Origin of the sequence: Chitinophaga pinensis DSM 2588 (assembly GCF_000024005.1) — a bacterium.
GTDB classification, from domain to species: domain Bacteria; phylum Bacteroidota; class Bacteroidia; order Chitinophagales; family Chitinophagaceae; genus Chitinophaga; species Chitinophaga pinensis.
Window position 1 is genome coordinate 5,565,235 of record NC_013132.1, and the last position, 16,845, is coordinate 5,582,079.

At 47.8% G+C, this 16,845-nt stretch carries 15 protein-coding genes; 14 read left to right on the forward strand and 1 reads right to left on the reverse strand.

All coding sequences use genetic code 11. From position 1 onward, the window contains the following. The 14 genes from cobI to CPIN_RS22255 all read left to right on the forward strand — a co-directional run bounded on the left by cobI (window position 1) and on the right by CPIN_RS22255 (window position 13,081). A complete protein-coding gene (gene cobI, locus CPIN_RS22195) occupies window positions 1-708 on the forward strand; it encodes a precorrin-2 C(20)-methyltransferase (protein WP_012792084.1) in 708 nt (235 codons plus the stop codon). After that, the gene (gene cobJ / locus CPIN_RS22200) at window positions 705-2,060 is read left to right on the forward strand and encodes a precorrin-3B C(17)-methyltransferase (RefSeq protein ID WP_012792085.1); all 1,356 of its coding nucleotides are present in this window, start codon (window positions 705-707) and stop codon (window positions 2,058-2,060) included. The genes cobI and cobJ overlap by 4 nt, the downstream gene beginning before the upstream one ends. Further along, window positions 2,060-3,247 carry a bifunctional cobalt-precorrin-7 (C(5))-methyltransferase/cobalt-precorrin-6B (C(15))-methyltransferase gene (locus CPIN_RS22205; protein WP_012792086.1) on the forward strand — a complete coding sequence of 396 codons (1,188 nt, stop codon included), beginning with the start codon at window positions 2,060-2,062 and terminating at the stop codon, window positions 3,245-3,247. The genes cobJ and CPIN_RS22205 overlap by 1 nt, the downstream gene beginning before the upstream one ends. A gap of 1 nt (window position 3,248) precedes the next feature. Beyond that, entirely contained in the window at window positions 3,249-5,081 is a 1,833-nt protein-coding gene (gene cobM / locus CPIN_RS22210; protein WP_012792087.1) for a precorrin-4 C(11)-methyltransferase, read from the forward strand. After that, the gene (locus CPIN_RS38185) at window positions 5,081-5,839 is read left to right on the forward strand and encodes a precorrin-6A/cobalt-precorrin-6A reductase (RefSeq protein ID WP_012792088.1); all 759 of its coding nucleotides are present in this window, start codon (window positions 5,081-5,083) and stop codon (window positions 5,837-5,839) included. Before cobM ends, CPIN_RS38185 begins: the two co-directional genes overlap by 1 nt. Then, window positions 5,836-6,918: a cobalt-precorrin-5B (C(1))-methyltransferase gene (locus CPIN_RS38190; protein ID WP_012792089.1), complete on the forward strand. Its 1,083-nt coding sequence runs from the start codon at window positions 5,836-5,838 to the stop codon at window positions 6,916-6,918. The genes CPIN_RS38185 and CPIN_RS38190 overlap by 4 nt, the downstream gene beginning before the upstream one ends. Before the next feature lies 1 nt (window position 6,919). Next, window positions 6,920-7,615, forward strand: a complete 696-nt coding sequence (locus tag CPIN_RS22220; RefSeq protein ID WP_012792090.1) for a hypothetical protein — start codon at window positions 6,920-6,922, stop codon at window positions 7,613-7,615. 11 nt (window positions 7,616-7,626) lie between these two features. Further along, window positions 7,627-8,571 carry a magnesium chelatase ATPase subunit I gene (locus CPIN_RS22225; RefSeq protein ID WP_012792091.1) on the forward strand — a complete coding sequence of 315 codons (945 nt, stop codon included), beginning with the start codon at window positions 7,627-7,629 and terminating at the stop codon, window positions 8,569-8,571. Between the two features lie 59 nt (window positions 8,572-8,630). Continuing rightward, a complete protein-coding gene (locus tag CPIN_RS22230) occupies window positions 8,631-9,311 on the forward strand; it encodes a vWA domain-containing protein (protein WP_012792092.1) in 681 nt (226 codons plus the stop codon). A 101-nt stretch (window positions 9,312-9,412) separates the two neighbouring features. Next, entirely contained in the window at window positions 9,413-9,916 is a 504-nt protein-coding gene (locus tag CPIN_RS22235; RefSeq protein WP_012792093.1) for a bifunctional adenosylcobinamide kinase/adenosylcobinamide-phosphate guanylyltransferase, read from the forward strand. A 23-nt stretch (window positions 9,917-9,939) separates the two neighbouring features. After that, window positions 9,940-10,980 (forward strand): nicotinate-nucleotide--dimethylbenzimidazole phosphoribosyltransferase, encoded by a 1,041-nt coding sequence (gene cobT / locus CPIN_RS22240; protein WP_012792094.1) that lies wholly within the window; start codon window positions 9,940-9,942, stop codon window positions 10,978-10,980. Between the two features lie 2 nt (window positions 10,981-10,982). Then, complete coding sequence (locus tag CPIN_RS22245; protein WP_012792095.1) at window positions 10,983-11,786, forward strand: adenosylcobinamide-GDP ribazoletransferase; 804 nt, start codon at window positions 10,983-10,985, stop codon at window positions 11,784-11,786. Further along, complete coding sequence (locus tag CPIN_RS22250) at window positions 11,771-12,295, forward strand: histidine phosphatase family protein (RefSeq protein ID WP_012792096.1); 525 nt, start codon at window positions 11,771-11,773, stop codon at window positions 12,293-12,295. Before CPIN_RS22245 ends, CPIN_RS22250 begins: the two co-directional genes overlap by 16 nt. 207 nt (window positions 12,296-12,502) lie before the next feature. Then, window positions 12,503-13,081, forward strand: a complete 579-nt coding sequence (locus CPIN_RS22255) for a cob(I)yrinic acid a,c-diamide adenosyltransferase (RefSeq protein WP_012792097.1) — start codon at window positions 12,503-12,505, stop codon at window positions 13,079-13,081. A gap of 1 nt (window position 13,082) precedes the next feature. Here the strand turns inward: CPIN_RS22255 and cobN are convergent, their stop codons facing one another. After that, the gene (gene cobN, locus CPIN_RS22260; RefSeq protein WP_012792098.1) at window positions 13,083-16,844 is read right to left on the reverse strand and encodes a cobaltochelatase subunit CobN; all 3,762 of its coding nucleotides are present in this window, start codon (window positions 16,842-16,844) and stop codon (window positions 13,083-13,085) included. Window position 16,845: the final 1 nt, after the last annotated feature.

The window sequence follows — 16,845 nt, forward strand, 5'->3', positions numbered from 1 at the left end:
ATGAACAGCAAGGGAAAGATATATGGTGTATCATTGGGCCCCGGCGATCCGTTACTGATCACCGTTAAAGGCATGCAAACACTACAACAGGCAGACAAGATCTATTATCCGGGCTCTCTCCTGGCGGATGGCAGTACTTCCAGTTATTCATTACAGATATTGCAGCATTATCAGCTGGACACGGATAAATTGCATGGCATGTTTCTGAAAATGTCCGACGACCGGGAAGTAGCAGAACAGACATATGCGGCCACTTTCCAGGAGATGCTGGCCGATTACCAGACAGGCTTACAGATAGCATTCGTCAGTGAAGGAGACATCTCCTTTTACAGCACTTTTGCTTATCTGCTAAAACACATCCAGCAACACCAGCTGGAACTGGAAATTATTGCGGGAGTACCGTCCTTTATATTAGGGGCCGCCCAACATCAGTCGTCACTGGCCATCCTCAATGAGAAGATCGCGATCCTGCCGAGAATGAAAGACCGGGATACCCTCTCCCGCTACCTGGAAGAGTTTGAAACCGTTGTGCTCATAAAGGTCAGAAGCGTACTACAGGACATCCGCAGCCTGATCCAACAGACCGGCATCCAGATTGTTTATTGTGAAAGACTCGGTACCACACAGCAATACATCACCACAAACATAAACGACCTGGAAAACAGGGAGATCCCCTATTTTTCATTACTCATTTTGAAAAGAATATGAAGTTAAGCGTAGTTGGTATAGGACCCGGCGGTAAAGACTATATCCTGCCTGTTGCACAACAGGTACTGGCCACGGCTGATATTGCCATCGGGTACAGTTACTATTTTCAGTTCGTGGAGCACCTCCTGCCCACATACTGTGAATGTATCGGGAAAGACCTGACAGAAGAGGAAGCCCGTGCCGAACTGGCTGTCAATCGTTGTGAACCAGGTAAACATGTGGTGGTGATCAGTTCCGGAGATGCAGGTATTTATGCCATGGCCTCACTGGTATATCAATATGCCAGTACCCGTACTGACAAACCGATTGATCTGCAGACCATCCCCGGTATCAGTGCTTTCATCGCTGCCGCAGGCCGATTAGGCGCACCACTGGGACATGACTTCTGCTGTATCTCTTTATCCGATCTGATGACGCCCTGGCCCGTAATAGAAAAACGGATACAGGCAGCTGCTATCGGCGATTTCGTGACTTCCTTATATAATCCGAGAAGTAAAAAACGCTTCTGGCAACTGGCACGCTTCCGGGAACTATTCCTCCTGCACAGAGATCCCGCAACGCCTGTAGCGATTATCCGCCAGGTAACCAGACCGGAAGAAACCATTACCATCACGACACTGGGTGATATGGATGTAGCATCCGTAGATATGTTTTCACTGGTGATGATCGGCAATTCGCAGACGTATCAGTTTAACAATCACCTGGTAACACCGAGAGGTTATATGGCGAGGAAACCTGCTTCCGGACAGGAAATACAGGATGAAAGTTTCCGTCAGATCGCTGCGCAACTGAAACGCGAGGACGTCAGCGAAGCAGATAAGTGGGCGATTATGCGCTGTATCCATACAACGGCTGACTTTGAATATGAAGACCTGTATTTGTCGAATAATGACGCTATTGCACAATGGCATGATTATCTCAGCACCGGTGGTACGATCGTGACAGACGTGACCATGGTACAATCAGGTATTACGAAAGAATTTATCAAAAAATATAATGCCAATGTCTACTGCTATCTTAATGATGAAGCAGTATTGCCTTTAGCAGAAAAAGAAGGATTGACCCGTAGTCAGGCAGGCATGCGTATCGCTATTGAAAAACACCCGGATGCGCTGTTTGTCGTAGGCAATGCACCTACCGCCCTGTTTGAACTCTGCGATCAATTACAGGAACGGAAGTTCTGCCCTGCCGGCATTATCGGTGCACCGGTAGGATTCGTCAATGTGATTGAATCAAAACTGAAACTGCAGGCCATTAAAACAGTGCCTTATGTGATCATCCGCGGAAGAAAAGGCGGCAGTAACGTAGCGGCCAGTATCGTCAATGCAGCATTCACCGTAAAAGACAGGTAGTGGAATATATCGTTATCGGCATATCAAACAATCCTGACTATCTCCTGCCGGAAGCGGCCATAGATATAGTCCCACACTACCGCGTGTTCTCCGGTGGAAAAAGACACTATGAACTGATACAAAAACATCTGCCTGCCGGTCACCAGTGGATAGATATCCGGAGTGATATGCAGGCGTTGTTTGAACAATATAAAACGTATGACGAGGATATCGTGGTTTTCGCTTCAGGAGATCCGCTATTCTACGGATTCGCAGCAACCATACAAAAATATCATCCGGAAGCAGACCTGCAGGTATCGCCTTATTTCAACAGCATACAGCTGCTTTGTCACCGGTTGAACTTTGTCTATTCTCATATAGTGAATACTTCTGTACACGGCCGTTCCTGGGAAGAACTGGACCAGGCCCTGCTCAGACAACACCAGAGCATCGGTATTCTCACTGATCAGGTGAAAACACCGGCTGCCATTGCAGCACGTATGGTGGAATATGGGTACGATAACTACGTGATGTATATCGGCGAAAACCTGGAAGGACCCGGACAAAAGATCGTATTCGGCGAGCATATGAAAGACATGCGGGACTATGAAGCACATACACTCAACTGTGTGCTGCTGAATAAAAAGCAGCAAAGGTCTTTATCAGCCGGCATACCCGATCATAGTTTTGAAGGACTGGAAGGCCGGCCGAATATGATCACCAAAATGCCTGTAAGGATGGTTAGTCTGGCACAGCTGGATTTATCTGCAAGGCATACCCTCTGGGATATCGGGTTCTGTACAGGATCCGTATCCATAGAAGCCCGCAGGCAATATCCGCATTTGCAGATTGTAGCTTTTGAGAAGCGTCCGGAATGTGATACTCTGTTTGAGGTCAATACCCGCAAACATGCCACACCGGGGATCCGGAAAGTGATGGGTGATTTCTTCGAACAGGACCTCGCCTCCTTACCCAAACCCGATGCTGTTTTTATTGGTGGACATGGCAACCGCCTGGAAGCATTGATCAGCCAACTGGACAACTATCTGCCATCAAAAGCGAAACTCGTTATCAATGCGGTCAAAGAAGACAGCAAGACGCAGTTTATCGCGGCAGCCAGAGGATTAAACTATACATTATCTGAACCGATGGTGATCACTGTGGATGCCCACAATCCGATTACTATCCTGACAGCAGAAAAGCAATAAAATGAGTAAGACAGTCATCATTGCCAGTACCGACAGGGGTGTTGCATTAGGCAACAGGATCCGGACAGAGTTCCCGAAATCCCTGCTGGTGAGCACCCGCCCACATGAACAAGCCACGCAGATAGACAGTATCGCGGCATTCCTGGAAAACAATTTCAGCGCCTTTGATACCTTGATCTTTGTTGGCGCACTGGGTATCTGTGTACGCAGTATTGCCCCTTATTTACAGGATAAGCAAAGCGATCCGGCAGTCATCAATATGGATGATCATAGCCGTTTTGTACAGGCAGTCGTATCCGGACATGTAGGTGGCGCCAATGACATTACCCGTAAAGTAGCCGCAGCTATCGGTGCACAGGCGGTGATTACCACCAGCAGTGATCTGCAGGAGCTATGGGCACTGGATACCCTGGCGAAAGAGTTTGGTTGGAAAGCTACGCCTTCGGCAGATATGAACGCCCTCATTTCATTGTTTGTTAATAATAAACGAACGGCTTTATTACTCGACATAAAGGATAAGGGAACGGCCTGGCTGGAGAAGCATCTGCCAGCATTTGTGGATGTTTATTATGATTTCGACCAGATAGCCCCCAGCCAATATGAGCTGCTGATTGCGGTCACTTATAAGACTTATACGCTCAACATTCCCGTACTGCATTTCCATGTACCGGTCTTACATGTCGGTATGGGATGTTCCCGTGATATTGAAACAGACCAACTGGAAACTTCTGTGTATGAGCAGCTGGCAGCACAACAGCTGTCGCCTGCGGCAATAAAAGCCATTGGCTCGATTGATGTAAAACACGATGAAACCGCCTTTATTGCTTTAGCAGAAAAATTGCAGGTGCCTTTCATTACTTATACGGCAGAGGAGCTGAATACACAGCAGGTTGTGAATCCATCCGAGGTAGTCATGTCTAAACTGGGCGTACACAGCGTATCAGAAGCATCTGCGATGCTGTTATCCCGGAACCAGGAACTGTTGCTGGAAAAACAAAAGATCACCGTGCCTTCCGGCAAGAAACATACTATCGCGATTGCACTGGATAGTGAGGTAGTACGTAAGGCAGTCGTAGCTATTGTGGGTGCAGGTCCAGGCGATGCTGAACTGATCAGTCTTAAAGGGAAACAACTGGTAGAAACAGCCGACCTGATATTATACGCTGGTAGTCTGATACCGGAAGAGATCACGCATTATGCAAAGAAAGAAGCGATTGTAAGAAACTCCGCCAGTATGACGCTGGAAGAACAGATCGGACTGATGGAAGAACATTATGCAAAAGGCCACCTGATCGTTCGTTTACAATCAGGCGACCCGAGCATCTACGGCGCGATACAGGAACAGATGACCATCTTCGATGAAAAAGGGATGGATTATTATATCGTACCAGGTATTTCTTCTTTCCAGGCGGCAGCTGCCAGTCTGAAGTCGGAATTTACCATCCCTGAAGTCGTACAAAGCATCATCCTGACCAGGGGCGCCGGTAAAACACCATTACCGGAGAACGAGAAACTCAACGAGATGGCGAAACACAAAGCCACCATGTGTATCTTCCTGAGTGCGACGATTGCAAAATCAGTACAGGAGCAGTTACTGGAACACTATGAACCGGAAACACCTGTCGCCGTATTATACCGGGTGAGCTGGAAAGATGAAGAGATCTATACCGGTCAGCTGAAAGACCTGGCGCAGATCGTGCGCGAAAATAAACTGACGCTCACCACCCTGGTAATCGTGGGTGTGGCAATCGGCGCCAGAAAGAATCGTTCTCATTTGTATAGTCCTGAATGGAAACATACATTCAGAACAGGTAAAGCCTTAAAAGCGAAGTAATGATATTAGTTTTTGGTGGAACGACGGAAGGTAAGAAAGTAGCGGGCATACTAGAGGAATATGCGCGCCCCTATTACTATTCTACCAAAACAGAGATAGATTTTTCAACTGGTCAGTATGGGCAATACCGGCATGGCGCCATGACAGCGGAAGATCTACAAGCCTTCTGTATTGCCCAGGACGTAAAAGCCATTGTACATGCCAGTCACCCGTTTGCCAGCGTACTCCACGAAACGATCCACACAAGTGCACAGGCATTGTCGCTACCGGTATTTCGTTTTGAACGCAGTTATCCTGAAAAGCAGGAACATCCGCTGATCCGGTATGTGGATACTTATAAAGCGGCGACCGGCTGGCTGGAACAGCATCCGGTAAAAAAGCTGCTGGCACTGACCGGTGTACAAACGATCGCTCCGTTGCAGTATTACTGGCAGCAACATGCGACCATCTTCCGGATATTACCCAGAGAAAGTTCGCTGGCATTGGCAAAAGCCGCCGGTTTTCCGGAGGAAGATCTTATCCTGGAGATGCCGGGAGATGATCTGCAACAGGCATCTGCCTTAATAAAACAATACCAGATCGGGGCTATCCTGACGAAAGAAAGCGGAGAATCCGGGTTTCTTTCTACCAAGATCAAGGCGGCCCTGGAAAACAATATACCGATACTGATCGTCCGGCGCCCTGTTCTACCGGAGGCATTTATTCCTGTAACGGATGCGGCATCATTAATAGGACACTTAAATCGTTTAGGGCTATGAGTCTGCAGGAGATACCAGCCGGCCCTTTAAGACAGGGCTATACTACAGGGGCGTGCGCAACTGCATGTACCCGTGCGGCGCTGTTATCCCTGATTACACAGGAGCCAATCTCCGAAGTAGAAATCACCCTGCCGCTGGGCGAGAAGGTGACTTTTGCGATCAGCTCCTGCTCCTTTAACGGCGAACAGGCCACCTGTACTACCGTAAAAGATGCAGGAGACGATCCGGATGTGACCAATGGCGCTACGATTGGCGTGACGGTGTCCTTTAACGATACACTGGAAGTAAAGTTTTTCCGCGGAGAAGGCGTAGGCATCGTTACCCTGCCCGGACTGGCTATTGGTGTCGGCGAACCGGCTATTAATCCGGTACCCCGGAAAATGATGACGGATGTTGCCTTATTCCTGACACACCTTTATAAACGCAATAAGGGAGTTAATATCGAGGTTTTTGTCGTGGATGGTGTTAATATAGCCAGGAAGACTTTGAACAGCCGTATTGGCATCTTAGACGGCATTTCCATATTGGGCACTACGGGTATCGTGAGACCCTTTAGTGCATCTGCCTATATCGCCAGTATTACCCAGGGTATCGATGTGGCACTGGCTAATAATTGCCGGGAGATCGTGATCAACTCCGGTGGCCGTTCGGAGAATATCCTGCGGAAGCGGTTCGACCACCTAGCTGAATTCGCCTTCATACAGTACGGGAACTGGATAGGCGAAACACTGGAAAAGATCCGTAGTGTACCCCTGGAAAAGGTGACGATGGGTATCATGCTGGGTAAGGCGGCTAAGCTGGCACAGGGTGAACTGGATACCCACAGCGGGAAGTCTACCTGGGATAAAAAGTTTATACACGGGCTTGCAAAGGAATGCGGGTACAGCGACGAGCAATGCGCCCCTATTCTGGAGCTCAATATGGCCCGGCGGCTGACGGAGATATTCCCGTTCACCGAACAGGAACCTTTCTTCCGGACATTGGCCGAACGCTGCTATGCGGTTTGTAAACCGCTGGTACCGGCAGTTGATTTACAAATATTACTGATTGACGCAAACGATACTATTCTAAGATTTTAATATGATTGGATATCTTTTTACAGACTCTTTATTATTGGGCATACAGCACTCTTTCGAACCCGACCATATGGCGGCCGTATCCGTGCTGGCATCAGAAAAAGCCAATAATAAGATCAGTCTTTCAAAGCTGATATGGCGCTCTTCACAATGGGCTTTAGGACATTCGGTTACGCTGATACTATTCAGTTGCTTTGCGCTGTTATTGAAATCTGCCTTACCGCTGGATCTTTCCGGTTATGCGGAAATGATAGTAGGGCCGGTGATGATATGGCTGGGTATCTCTGCCATCCGCAGAAATCATCAGCTCAAGCAGATGATGGCCACACACAAGACCTTTTCAGAGCATGAACATATCAACAATGCCCTGCATATCCATGGTAAACAGGGACAGGAAATTGCGATGAATCCATTAAGCCGTTCCTTCTGGGTAGGGATGCTGCATGGACTGGCCGGAACCGGTGGCGCCTGTGCCGTAGCCCTGATCATGGCCTCCCGTGATACCACAACGGCTATCGGTATCATTGTGTTGCAAAGTATCGGCATTGTCGCCGCGATGACCACTTACAGCTGTGTACTGGCATTTTCAGTATCCCGGTTTATTGAGCGGAACCAGCTGGCATTTAAATCACTCAACGCAGTTGTAGGACTGTTTTCCATTGGCATAGGCTGTCTCTGGATCTATAACAGTTTTGCGTAAATAGCTACCATATGCAATCATTTCCTTTTACAGCCATATACGCACAGGACGACTTCAAACTGGCCCTCATACTCTGTATGATAGAACCGGGCCTTGGAGGTGTACTGGCACTGGGCGACAAAGGCACCGGTAAAACGACGACCGTCAGGGGACTCAGTCACCTGATGCAGCATAGTCTGCCCGACTTCCCTTTTGTAAACCTGCCCATAGGCGCTACAGAAGACAGGGTGCTGGGCACCGTTCAACTGGATACCCTGATCAATGACAGGAAGATCGCTATTCAGGCGGGACTACTGGCTACCGCTAATCATGGTATATTGTATATCGACGAGGTCAATCTCCTGAATGATTACCTCATGGACATTCTGCTGGATGCTTCCGCCAGTGGTGGTTACCACCTGGAAAGAGATGCGGTGTCTCACTGGTTTGAAAGTAAGTTCTGCCTGGTAGGTACGATGAATCCGGAGGAAGGCGAACTGCGTCCGCAACTGCTGGACCGCTTCGGACTAAGTGTCACTGTTCATACACCCATGGACCGGACCGACCGTATGCAGATCGTGAGCCGTCGTTTACAGTTTGATGCCGACATTCCTGCTTTCCTCGCTCAATATGAGGCGGCTGAACAAGAACTTGCAGAAAGGATCGCTACTGCCAGGGAGCAGGTAAAACAAGTCACATACGACGAAATGATACAGGCAACCATCGCAGATGCCTGTATCGCACATAAAGTGGAAGGCTTACGGGCCGATATTCTGTTGCTGAAAGCAGCAAGAGCATATGCGGCTTTCCATCACCGGAAATCCGTCACCACAGACGACGTACATAAAGTGATGCCTTTTGTACTCTCCCATCGTTCAAAAAACTATTCTTCATCACAAAATCCTCAGCAGCAAAGAGAGCAGCAGTCTCCCAGGGATGAAAAGGAGGGCGATTCGATAAGGATAAAAATGAACTGAGTAAACCAGGCAGTCCGCTGCAGGAATACCTGCTACAGGCTTCCAAAACGAACAGTTATGTGCAGCTGAAGGCCAGTCCTGTGAGTACCCGAAAGGGCGCCACAATCAAAAAGGATAACAGCAAAACAGGCTTTACACAAAGACCTGCTTACGCTCGTTCAACGCCGAAAGTCGCCATATTAAAGACGCTGAAGCATTATCTGGCACATGATAAAGTAGAGATTCAGTATAAGCAGGAACAGGCCAAAAACGAATTATATGTTTGTTTCCTGTTAGATTCCAGCGGGTCTATGATGAAAGACAAGCAAATTGCTTTTATCAAGGGTCTGGTAGCAACAACGATTGCCAGGTATAAGACCCGGCGTATAAAATATGCAGCAGTCGCCCTGCACAATGGTACGGCGCAAATATTATCTGCTCCTACCCTACATGCAGATGAACTACTTCAGACAATTGCGGCACTGAAAACCGGCGGTAAAACGAACATGCAATCCGGGTTTGTTTTGCTGCATCAGCTGATGAAAACGAATACACAGCAGAAAGCCAGTCTGTACATCTTTACGGATGGTAAGATCAATGCAGGCAATACAGCCACTCCTTTTGAAGAAGCCGTCAGGTATTATAAACAGTACCTTTCTGCTATCAGGGAGACGACTGTAGTGGATAATGAGAGCGGTTTTGTGCAATTGGGGAAGGCAGGAGAATTGGCGGAAGCGATCAAGGCGAAGCTGGTGAAATAAGGAATTAAGATTGGTTAGCCTGATAACAGGTCAGATGATATCACCAATATAATTCGTAATGCGCAGCTTTATTTTTTAACTCTTAATTCTTAATTGTATTTGTGATACACTATATCTCCGGCGGACAACGTTCCGGCAAAAGCGCTTACGCTACACAACAGGCACTGGATATTGCTGATAATCCGGTATATCTCGCTACCTCCCGTATCTGGGATCAGGATCACCAGGCCCGTATCCAATTGCATAAGAACAGTCGCGATACCCGCTGGGAGAATATTGAGGAAGAAAAGTATGTCAGCAAGCTACAGCTGGAAGGCAGGACAGTGGTCTTTGATTGCGTGACTTTATGGCTGACCAACTTATTCGTCGACAATCACTATGATGTGGAGGCTGCATTAAAAGAAGCGAAAAGGGAATTCGAGCAGTTCATACAACAGGATTTCAACCTGATCATCATCTCCAACGAAATTGGTATGGGCGTACACGCCAGCACCGATGCCGGCAGGAAGTTTGCCGATCTCCAGGGTTGGATGAACCAGTACATCGCAAAAAAAGCGGATAAGGCGACACTCATGGTATCCGGATTACCGCTGACACTCAAATAACACAAGTAACCAGTTTAACAGATATGACTACATTCCATATTGCCCCCCTCAACAATGATATTACGGCGGCACTGCAACACAAGATAGACAGCAAAACAAAACCAATTGGCTCATTAGGACAGCTGGAAAAACTGGCTTTACAGATCGGCCGGATACAACAGACACAGACCCCTGCGCTGAATAAACCCACCATCGTTGTTTTTGCCGGCGATCACGGTGTTGCGCATGAAGGCGTGAGTCCTTTTCCACAGGAAGTGACCTATCAGATGGTCTTTAATTTCCTGCAGGGCGGCGCTGCCATCAACGTATTTACAAAGCAGAACGGTATTGCAATCAAAGTCGTAGATGCGGGTGTCAACTTTGATTTCAACCAACATCCCGGCTTGGTACATGCTAAGGTGGCTCTGGGTACCAAAAGCTTCCTGCATGAAGCAGCCATGACGCCTGCGCAATGTGAGACAGCCATTGAAAGAGGTGCCGCGGTTGTGAAAGAATTACATGAACAGGGCTGTAATGTGATCGGATTCGGGGAAATGGGCATCGCCAATACCTCCGCAGCAGCAGTAATTATGAGTCTGCTCTGTGATATTCCATTGGAACAATGTATTGGCAGAGGTACCGGACTGGATGACGAAGGGCTGATCAGGAAGAAAGTGATCCTGGCAGAATCTATGATCCGTCATAACAAAATTGAAAAAACGCCCCTGAACGTACTCAGTACTTTCGGTGGATTTGAAATAGCCATGATGTGTGGCGCCATGTTACAGGCGGCGGCAGCTGGTATGCTGATACTGGTAGATGGTTTTATCACCACATCTGCATTACTGGTCGCTGCGAAGATAAATGAGCAAATATTGGACTACTGCCTGTTCACCCACCAGTCGAACGAGCAGGGTCATAGTCTGATGCTGGCCCACCTGAAAGCTGTACCTTTATTAAGCCTGGGTATGCGCCTGGGAGAAGGTACCGGCGCTGCTGTTGCCTACCCTGTTATACAGGCTGCTGTAAGCTTCCTGAATGAAATGGCCAGCTTTGAATCGGCCGGTGTGTCCAACAAAGCATAACGATGAAGAAAGAGGTCCGCATATTTCTGACTGCATTGATGTTCTTCACCCGTATACCGGTGCCCTCGCGTATAGATCACAATACGGCTGATCTGAATAAGTCCAGCCGCTATTTTCCGATGGTGGGTATACTGGTGGGACTGATCGGCGCTGTTATCTTTGCCGGAGCAAATGCCCTGTTCAAAGATATCTTTACAGCAGTCATCCTTTCTGTGATGGCGACATTACTGACGACAGGCGCTTTCCATGAAGACGGTCTTGCTGACGTAGCGGACGGTTTTGGTGGCGGCTGGACCAAGCAGCGTATCCTGGAAATCATGAAAGATTCCCGTGTGGGCGCCTTTGGTGTAATTGCCATCATTATGACTTTACTGTTGAAGATTTGTCTGCTGGCCAAGTTGGCATTGGTTATGATCAACACACAGCTACTGCCTTTCTGCCTACTGTACATCGCCGCACATGCATTCAGCCGTACCATGCCGGTATACCTCTTACGCTTCATGGCTTATTCCCGCGAAGATGACAGCACCTCCAAAAGCAAGCCACTGGCAACAAAGATCAGCTGGCCGGGTTTCATACTGGCTAACATCACGGGGATTATACCCTTGTTACTGCTGATCATCTGGTTCCATCACTCATGGCTGCTTCTGCTGGTTATAATACCCTGCGGCCTATTGACCATCTACCTGTCCTGTTATTTCAGCAAATGGATTAACGGTTATACGGGCGATTGCCTGGGGGCAACGCAACAACTTAATGAAGTCATTTTTTACATGGGCATACTGGCAATATGGAATTACATCTGATCAGACATATCAAACCCGACTATCCTGAAGGCCATACCTACGGACAGACAGACGTACCGCTACCGGCAGACTATGCCATCACACATGCCGGCATCATCGAACGCCTGCCGGATCATGAAGTGTTGTATAGTAGTCCGCTGACCAGGTGTAAATTGCTGGCGACCGCCATTAACCCAAACCATCTGACAGATGCACGTTTGATGGAACTGAACTTCGGCGACTGGGAGGGCAGAAAATGGGATGAGATCGATCGTAAGGAACTCGATCCCTGGATGGAGGATTATAACTATATCAACTCAGCGCCACCTAACGGAGAATCGCTGATGACCTTAGTGAATCGCTTTGCTGATTTTGTACATGAACTGAAGCAGATGCCTTACGAACGCGCATTATTAATCACACATGCAGGTGTTATCCGTTCGGCGATGTATTTGTTTAATAATGTTCCCTTGCAGGAGATGATGATGCAGAAAGTTGAATACGGCGGCATTTATCGCTTCACTGCGTGAAGTGAATTAAGAATTAAAAATTAAGGATTAAGAATTGATCTGATATAACTCTCCTCTGAAATGATCAGTTTTACGATTATTATCAGGTAGGGCTTAATCCAAAAAATTCGTAATTCGTAATTCGTAATTCGTAATTCGTAATTCGTAACTTATATTTCCGGCCTTTAACTGCCAATTCTTAATTTTTAATTATTAATTCTTAATTGAATGAAGATATATACCAAGAAAGGCGACCGTGGCACCACCGCCCTATTCGGTGGCAGCCGCGTAGATAAAGACGATGTCCGCGTCAATTGTTACGGCACACTGGATGAAGTGAATTCCACTATCGGACTATTGCGTGCCAAGCTGGGTCCTGAGCATGAATGGCAACCAAAGCTGCATAAGATCCAGAAAGATATGATGGATATGATGTCGCACCTGGCCAGACCATCTGATTGCAAAAAGGAGAACCCGAATCCTAAACCGGAAGACGGTGCTGAATTCTGTGAACAATGGATCGACGAATTGGAAGCAGCTATGACGAGTAAGTCAGACTATTTCCTGCTGCCCGGCGGAAATGAGATCTCTGCTTTGTGTCATGTGGTAAGAACACAGATGCGTAGAGGAGAACGATTGCTGGTCACCCTGATGAAAGCCGACCATGTAGATGAATATATCTCTGCTTATGTCAACAGGCTTTCCGACCTGTTCTTTATACTGGCACGTGCTGAAATGGATAAAATGGGTGTGGCAGAAGAAAAGTGGCAGCTGTTTCTTTACAAAAGAAAGAAACAGCCGGAATAAGTTATTCATGATCCACAAATAGTTGCTGCAGGCGTTCCAGTGTTTCTTTTTCGGGTTGTTTCCACATACCCCGCTGGATCGCTTCCAGCATACGCTCGGTCATATCTTTTAATGCCCATGGATTGACCTGCTCTATGAACTGGCGGTTTTCCTCATTGAACAGGTATTCTTTGGTAATACCCTCATACATAAAGTCGTCCACCAGGTCGGTTGTCGCATCATAGGCAAACAGGTAGTCCATCGTAGCTGCCATTTCAAACGCGCCTTTATAGCCATGCCGTTTCACCCCTTCGATCCACTTAGGATTGATGACACGGGAACGGTATACTTTCAGCAGTTCTTCTTTCAGTGATTTTACCTTGGGATTCTCCGGACGCGCATGATCACCAAAGTAAATTGATGGCTGTTCTCCTTTCACCGACTGTACCGCATTGGCCATACCACCCTGGAACTGGTAATAGTCATCCGAATCAAGGATATCGTGTTCGCGGTTATCCTGGTTGTGCATTACAATCTGGATATCTGATAAGCGCTTTTCAAATACTTCATGCGCCGACTCTCCGATCCGGTCTGCACCGTAGGCATACCCACTCCAGTTGATATATACTTTTGCCAGATCTTCTTTTGATTGCCAGTTCTTTTCATCGATCACCGCCTGCAAACCGGCGCCATAAGCACCCGGCTTAGAGCCAAAAACCCTGAACAGCGCACGTTTATGTGCTTTCTCTTCATGCAGTCCTTTGGATTGCCATTCCTGCTTTTCTGCCAAGAACCGTTTGCGGATAGGATTCTGTTCCGCTGGTTCATCCAGCAGTGCAACCTTTTCTACGGCAGCGTTGAACAGGGATATCACATCCGGAAATGCGTCGCGGAAGAAACCGGAAATACGCAGCATTACATCTACACGCGGACGTCTCAACAGGATCAAAGGAATGATCTCAAAATCACTGACCCTTCTGTTGGCAGTTTGCCATACCGGTTTGACGCCCATCAGTGCCAGTGCCTGTGCGATGTCATCTCCGCCGGTACGCATGGTGGAAGTACCCCATACTGACAATCCGATACTTTCCGGATAGTCTCCATGTTCCTGCATATAACGGTCTATGATCAGATTGGCGCTTTTTACACCGAGGTTGTAGGCGGTCTGAGTGGGAATAGCACGTACATCGACAGAATAGAAGTTTCTCCCGGTAGGCAGTACGTCCAGTCTGCCGCGGGTAGGTGCACCAGAGCTGCCGGATGGTACATAATGTCCGGCCATTCCATGCAGTAGATTGGTGATCTCTTCCGTGGTGCTCAGTACTTTAGGGAAAGTATCTGCCGTTATAAACGTACAGAGTTCCCTGGTATGCGGGAAAGCGTTATCGATAGCTATATTGTTCCGAAGATTTGCTATGATCTTTCTGGCCTGTACTTCCAGTACTTCTATCACATCTCCGTTGATCCGGCAGGAAGCAAACAGGGGATGTTGACCAGCTGTGACAAATGCGGATTGATAGTCACAGTTCAATGGATCAAATGCCAGTCCCAGGTCTTTTGCGATAGCCTGTGTAATACCAAGTCCTCCGGATACCGGTACCCGATGCAGGGCAACCAGCAGGTCCGTCAGCTGATCGCCTTCAGGCACCTTACCTAATATATGCAGGCCATCTCTGATCTGCGCTTCTTTCAATTCGCAGAGATAACCATCCAGTTTTACCAGCAGTTCGTCGATATCTTTCACAGAGCTTTGTAAGTCTGCTTCCAGGTTCGCCTCTTTCACCAGCTGTTTTATCTGTGTTTTGATAACAGCCGTTCTTTTCGGATCTACGCTATAGGCATCGTAATATTCATCTATCAGGTGTTCCAGTTTCGTTAGCACGCCATAGCTTTCCGCCCTTGTCATAGGTGGGATCAGGTGATCGATTATGATGGCGTGGTTCCTTCTTTTCGCCTGTGTTCCTTCGCCGGGGTCATTGATGATAAACGGATAAAAATGCGGGATGGGATTTAACAGCACGGCGGGAAAACAGGTTTCTCTGCTCAGTGCAACACTCTTACCCGGCAGCCATTCCAGGTTACCATGTTTACCCACGTGCACAACGGCATCGGCGGAGAAAACATGATTGACCCAGAAATAATAAGCCAGGTAGCCATAGGTTGGCGGGAGATCCGGTGAGTGATAAATTGCTTTAATATCCTGGTTATAACCACGGGCGGGTTGTATGCTGACAAAGGTCTTGCCTAAAAGGAAACCCGGAATGATGAATTCATGCTGATTGAAATGGGGCGAATCTTCCGGAAGGCCCCATTGATCACTGATCTTATTTCTTAAAGCAGGAGCAAGTGCGTTATAATGCTGATAGAACTGTTCAAGCGACAGACTCACCTGATAAGGTCTATGTAGTGTCGTATCCGTATCGTTGGTGATATAATGGGTGATCAGTGTGATCAGCTCACTGCTATCCACAGGAACAAAACTACCCATTGCATAGTCCTGCCTCTGCATCGCCTGCAGAATCTCTATGATACTGGCAGGTGTGTCCAGGCCTACCCCATTTGCCAGCCGGCTATCCTTGTTGGGATAGTTGGGCATAATGAGCGCAATGTGTTTATCCTTGTTTTCTTTGTACCGGATGTTGACCCAGCTATGGGCAAAGTCCACAACAAAGGCGCAGCCTTCTTCATGGGTAGTGTATTTCAGGATATCAGAATCCGTTAATGCATCCCGGCCCAGCGAAGATTTAAAAGAAACGGCGGTTGTAATGATACGTCCGTCTATTTCCGGCAGGGCGATATTCATCGCCACGTCTGTCGGGGTGAGGCCGAACAGGTTCTCTTCCCATACTTCTTTTGTACAGGAAGCGAAGATCGCCTGAATGACAGGGATATTCATTTTCCGGAAAATAAACTGTTCGTCGCTGTTGTCCAGGAATGACTTGATAGAAAAGCTGGTGGTATTGATCACCGCATCAATGGTACAATTTGTCTGATGTTGCAGGAGTTCAAACAGGTCATCACAGATGGACTGGTCCCGCAGGTTACTGACAAAAGCAATGATCGGATTAAGCTGCTTTTCTCTCAGACGGTCGGCAAGGTAATATACAGGTTCAAGATTATCCGCCAGGTAATGCGTCTGGTAAACCAGGATCACGACATTTCCGCTTGCCTGGGTAGAGACGGTATGCGCTTCCCCTTCAGGAATAATACCTTTTGCTGTATCAAAAAGGAACAGCTCAGGCAGGCGCTTTGGAGGGTCGAAGGTATAATCCCTGTTAAAGAAGGTACGGAAAATATAGCGGAGGCAGTGTACATGGTTCTGTTTACCACCGGCGCAGAGATATTTCCAGACGGTATCGGCAATATGCACGTCGACGGTGGAACTGTTGAGCAGTTCCACGTCAGGTACATCATATCCCGGGAGGAAGAGAACGGGGATCTTTTGTTGTTCACAGGCAATACTGACAGCTTCGAAGAGATAAGGATAATAGTTCCTGCCTCCCAGTAGCCGGCAAATTACCAGCTTGGCATTACTGATGACTTCTTCTACGTATTTGTCAATGGTCAGTTCCTGTTTCAGGTACACCAGGTTAGCGATACGCAGGGAAGGCAGCGGATGTTCCGACGCTGCTGTCGTGTACAGTTTCCTGTAGGCATTGTTCAGCGAGTGTATTTCCGTGTCAGCGGCTGACAGAAATACGATATCACCCGGCTGCTGTTGTATATGGAAGACCCCTTCGCCATTAGGGTTCCATCCTCCCGGAATAGTTGGAATAAGATGCATG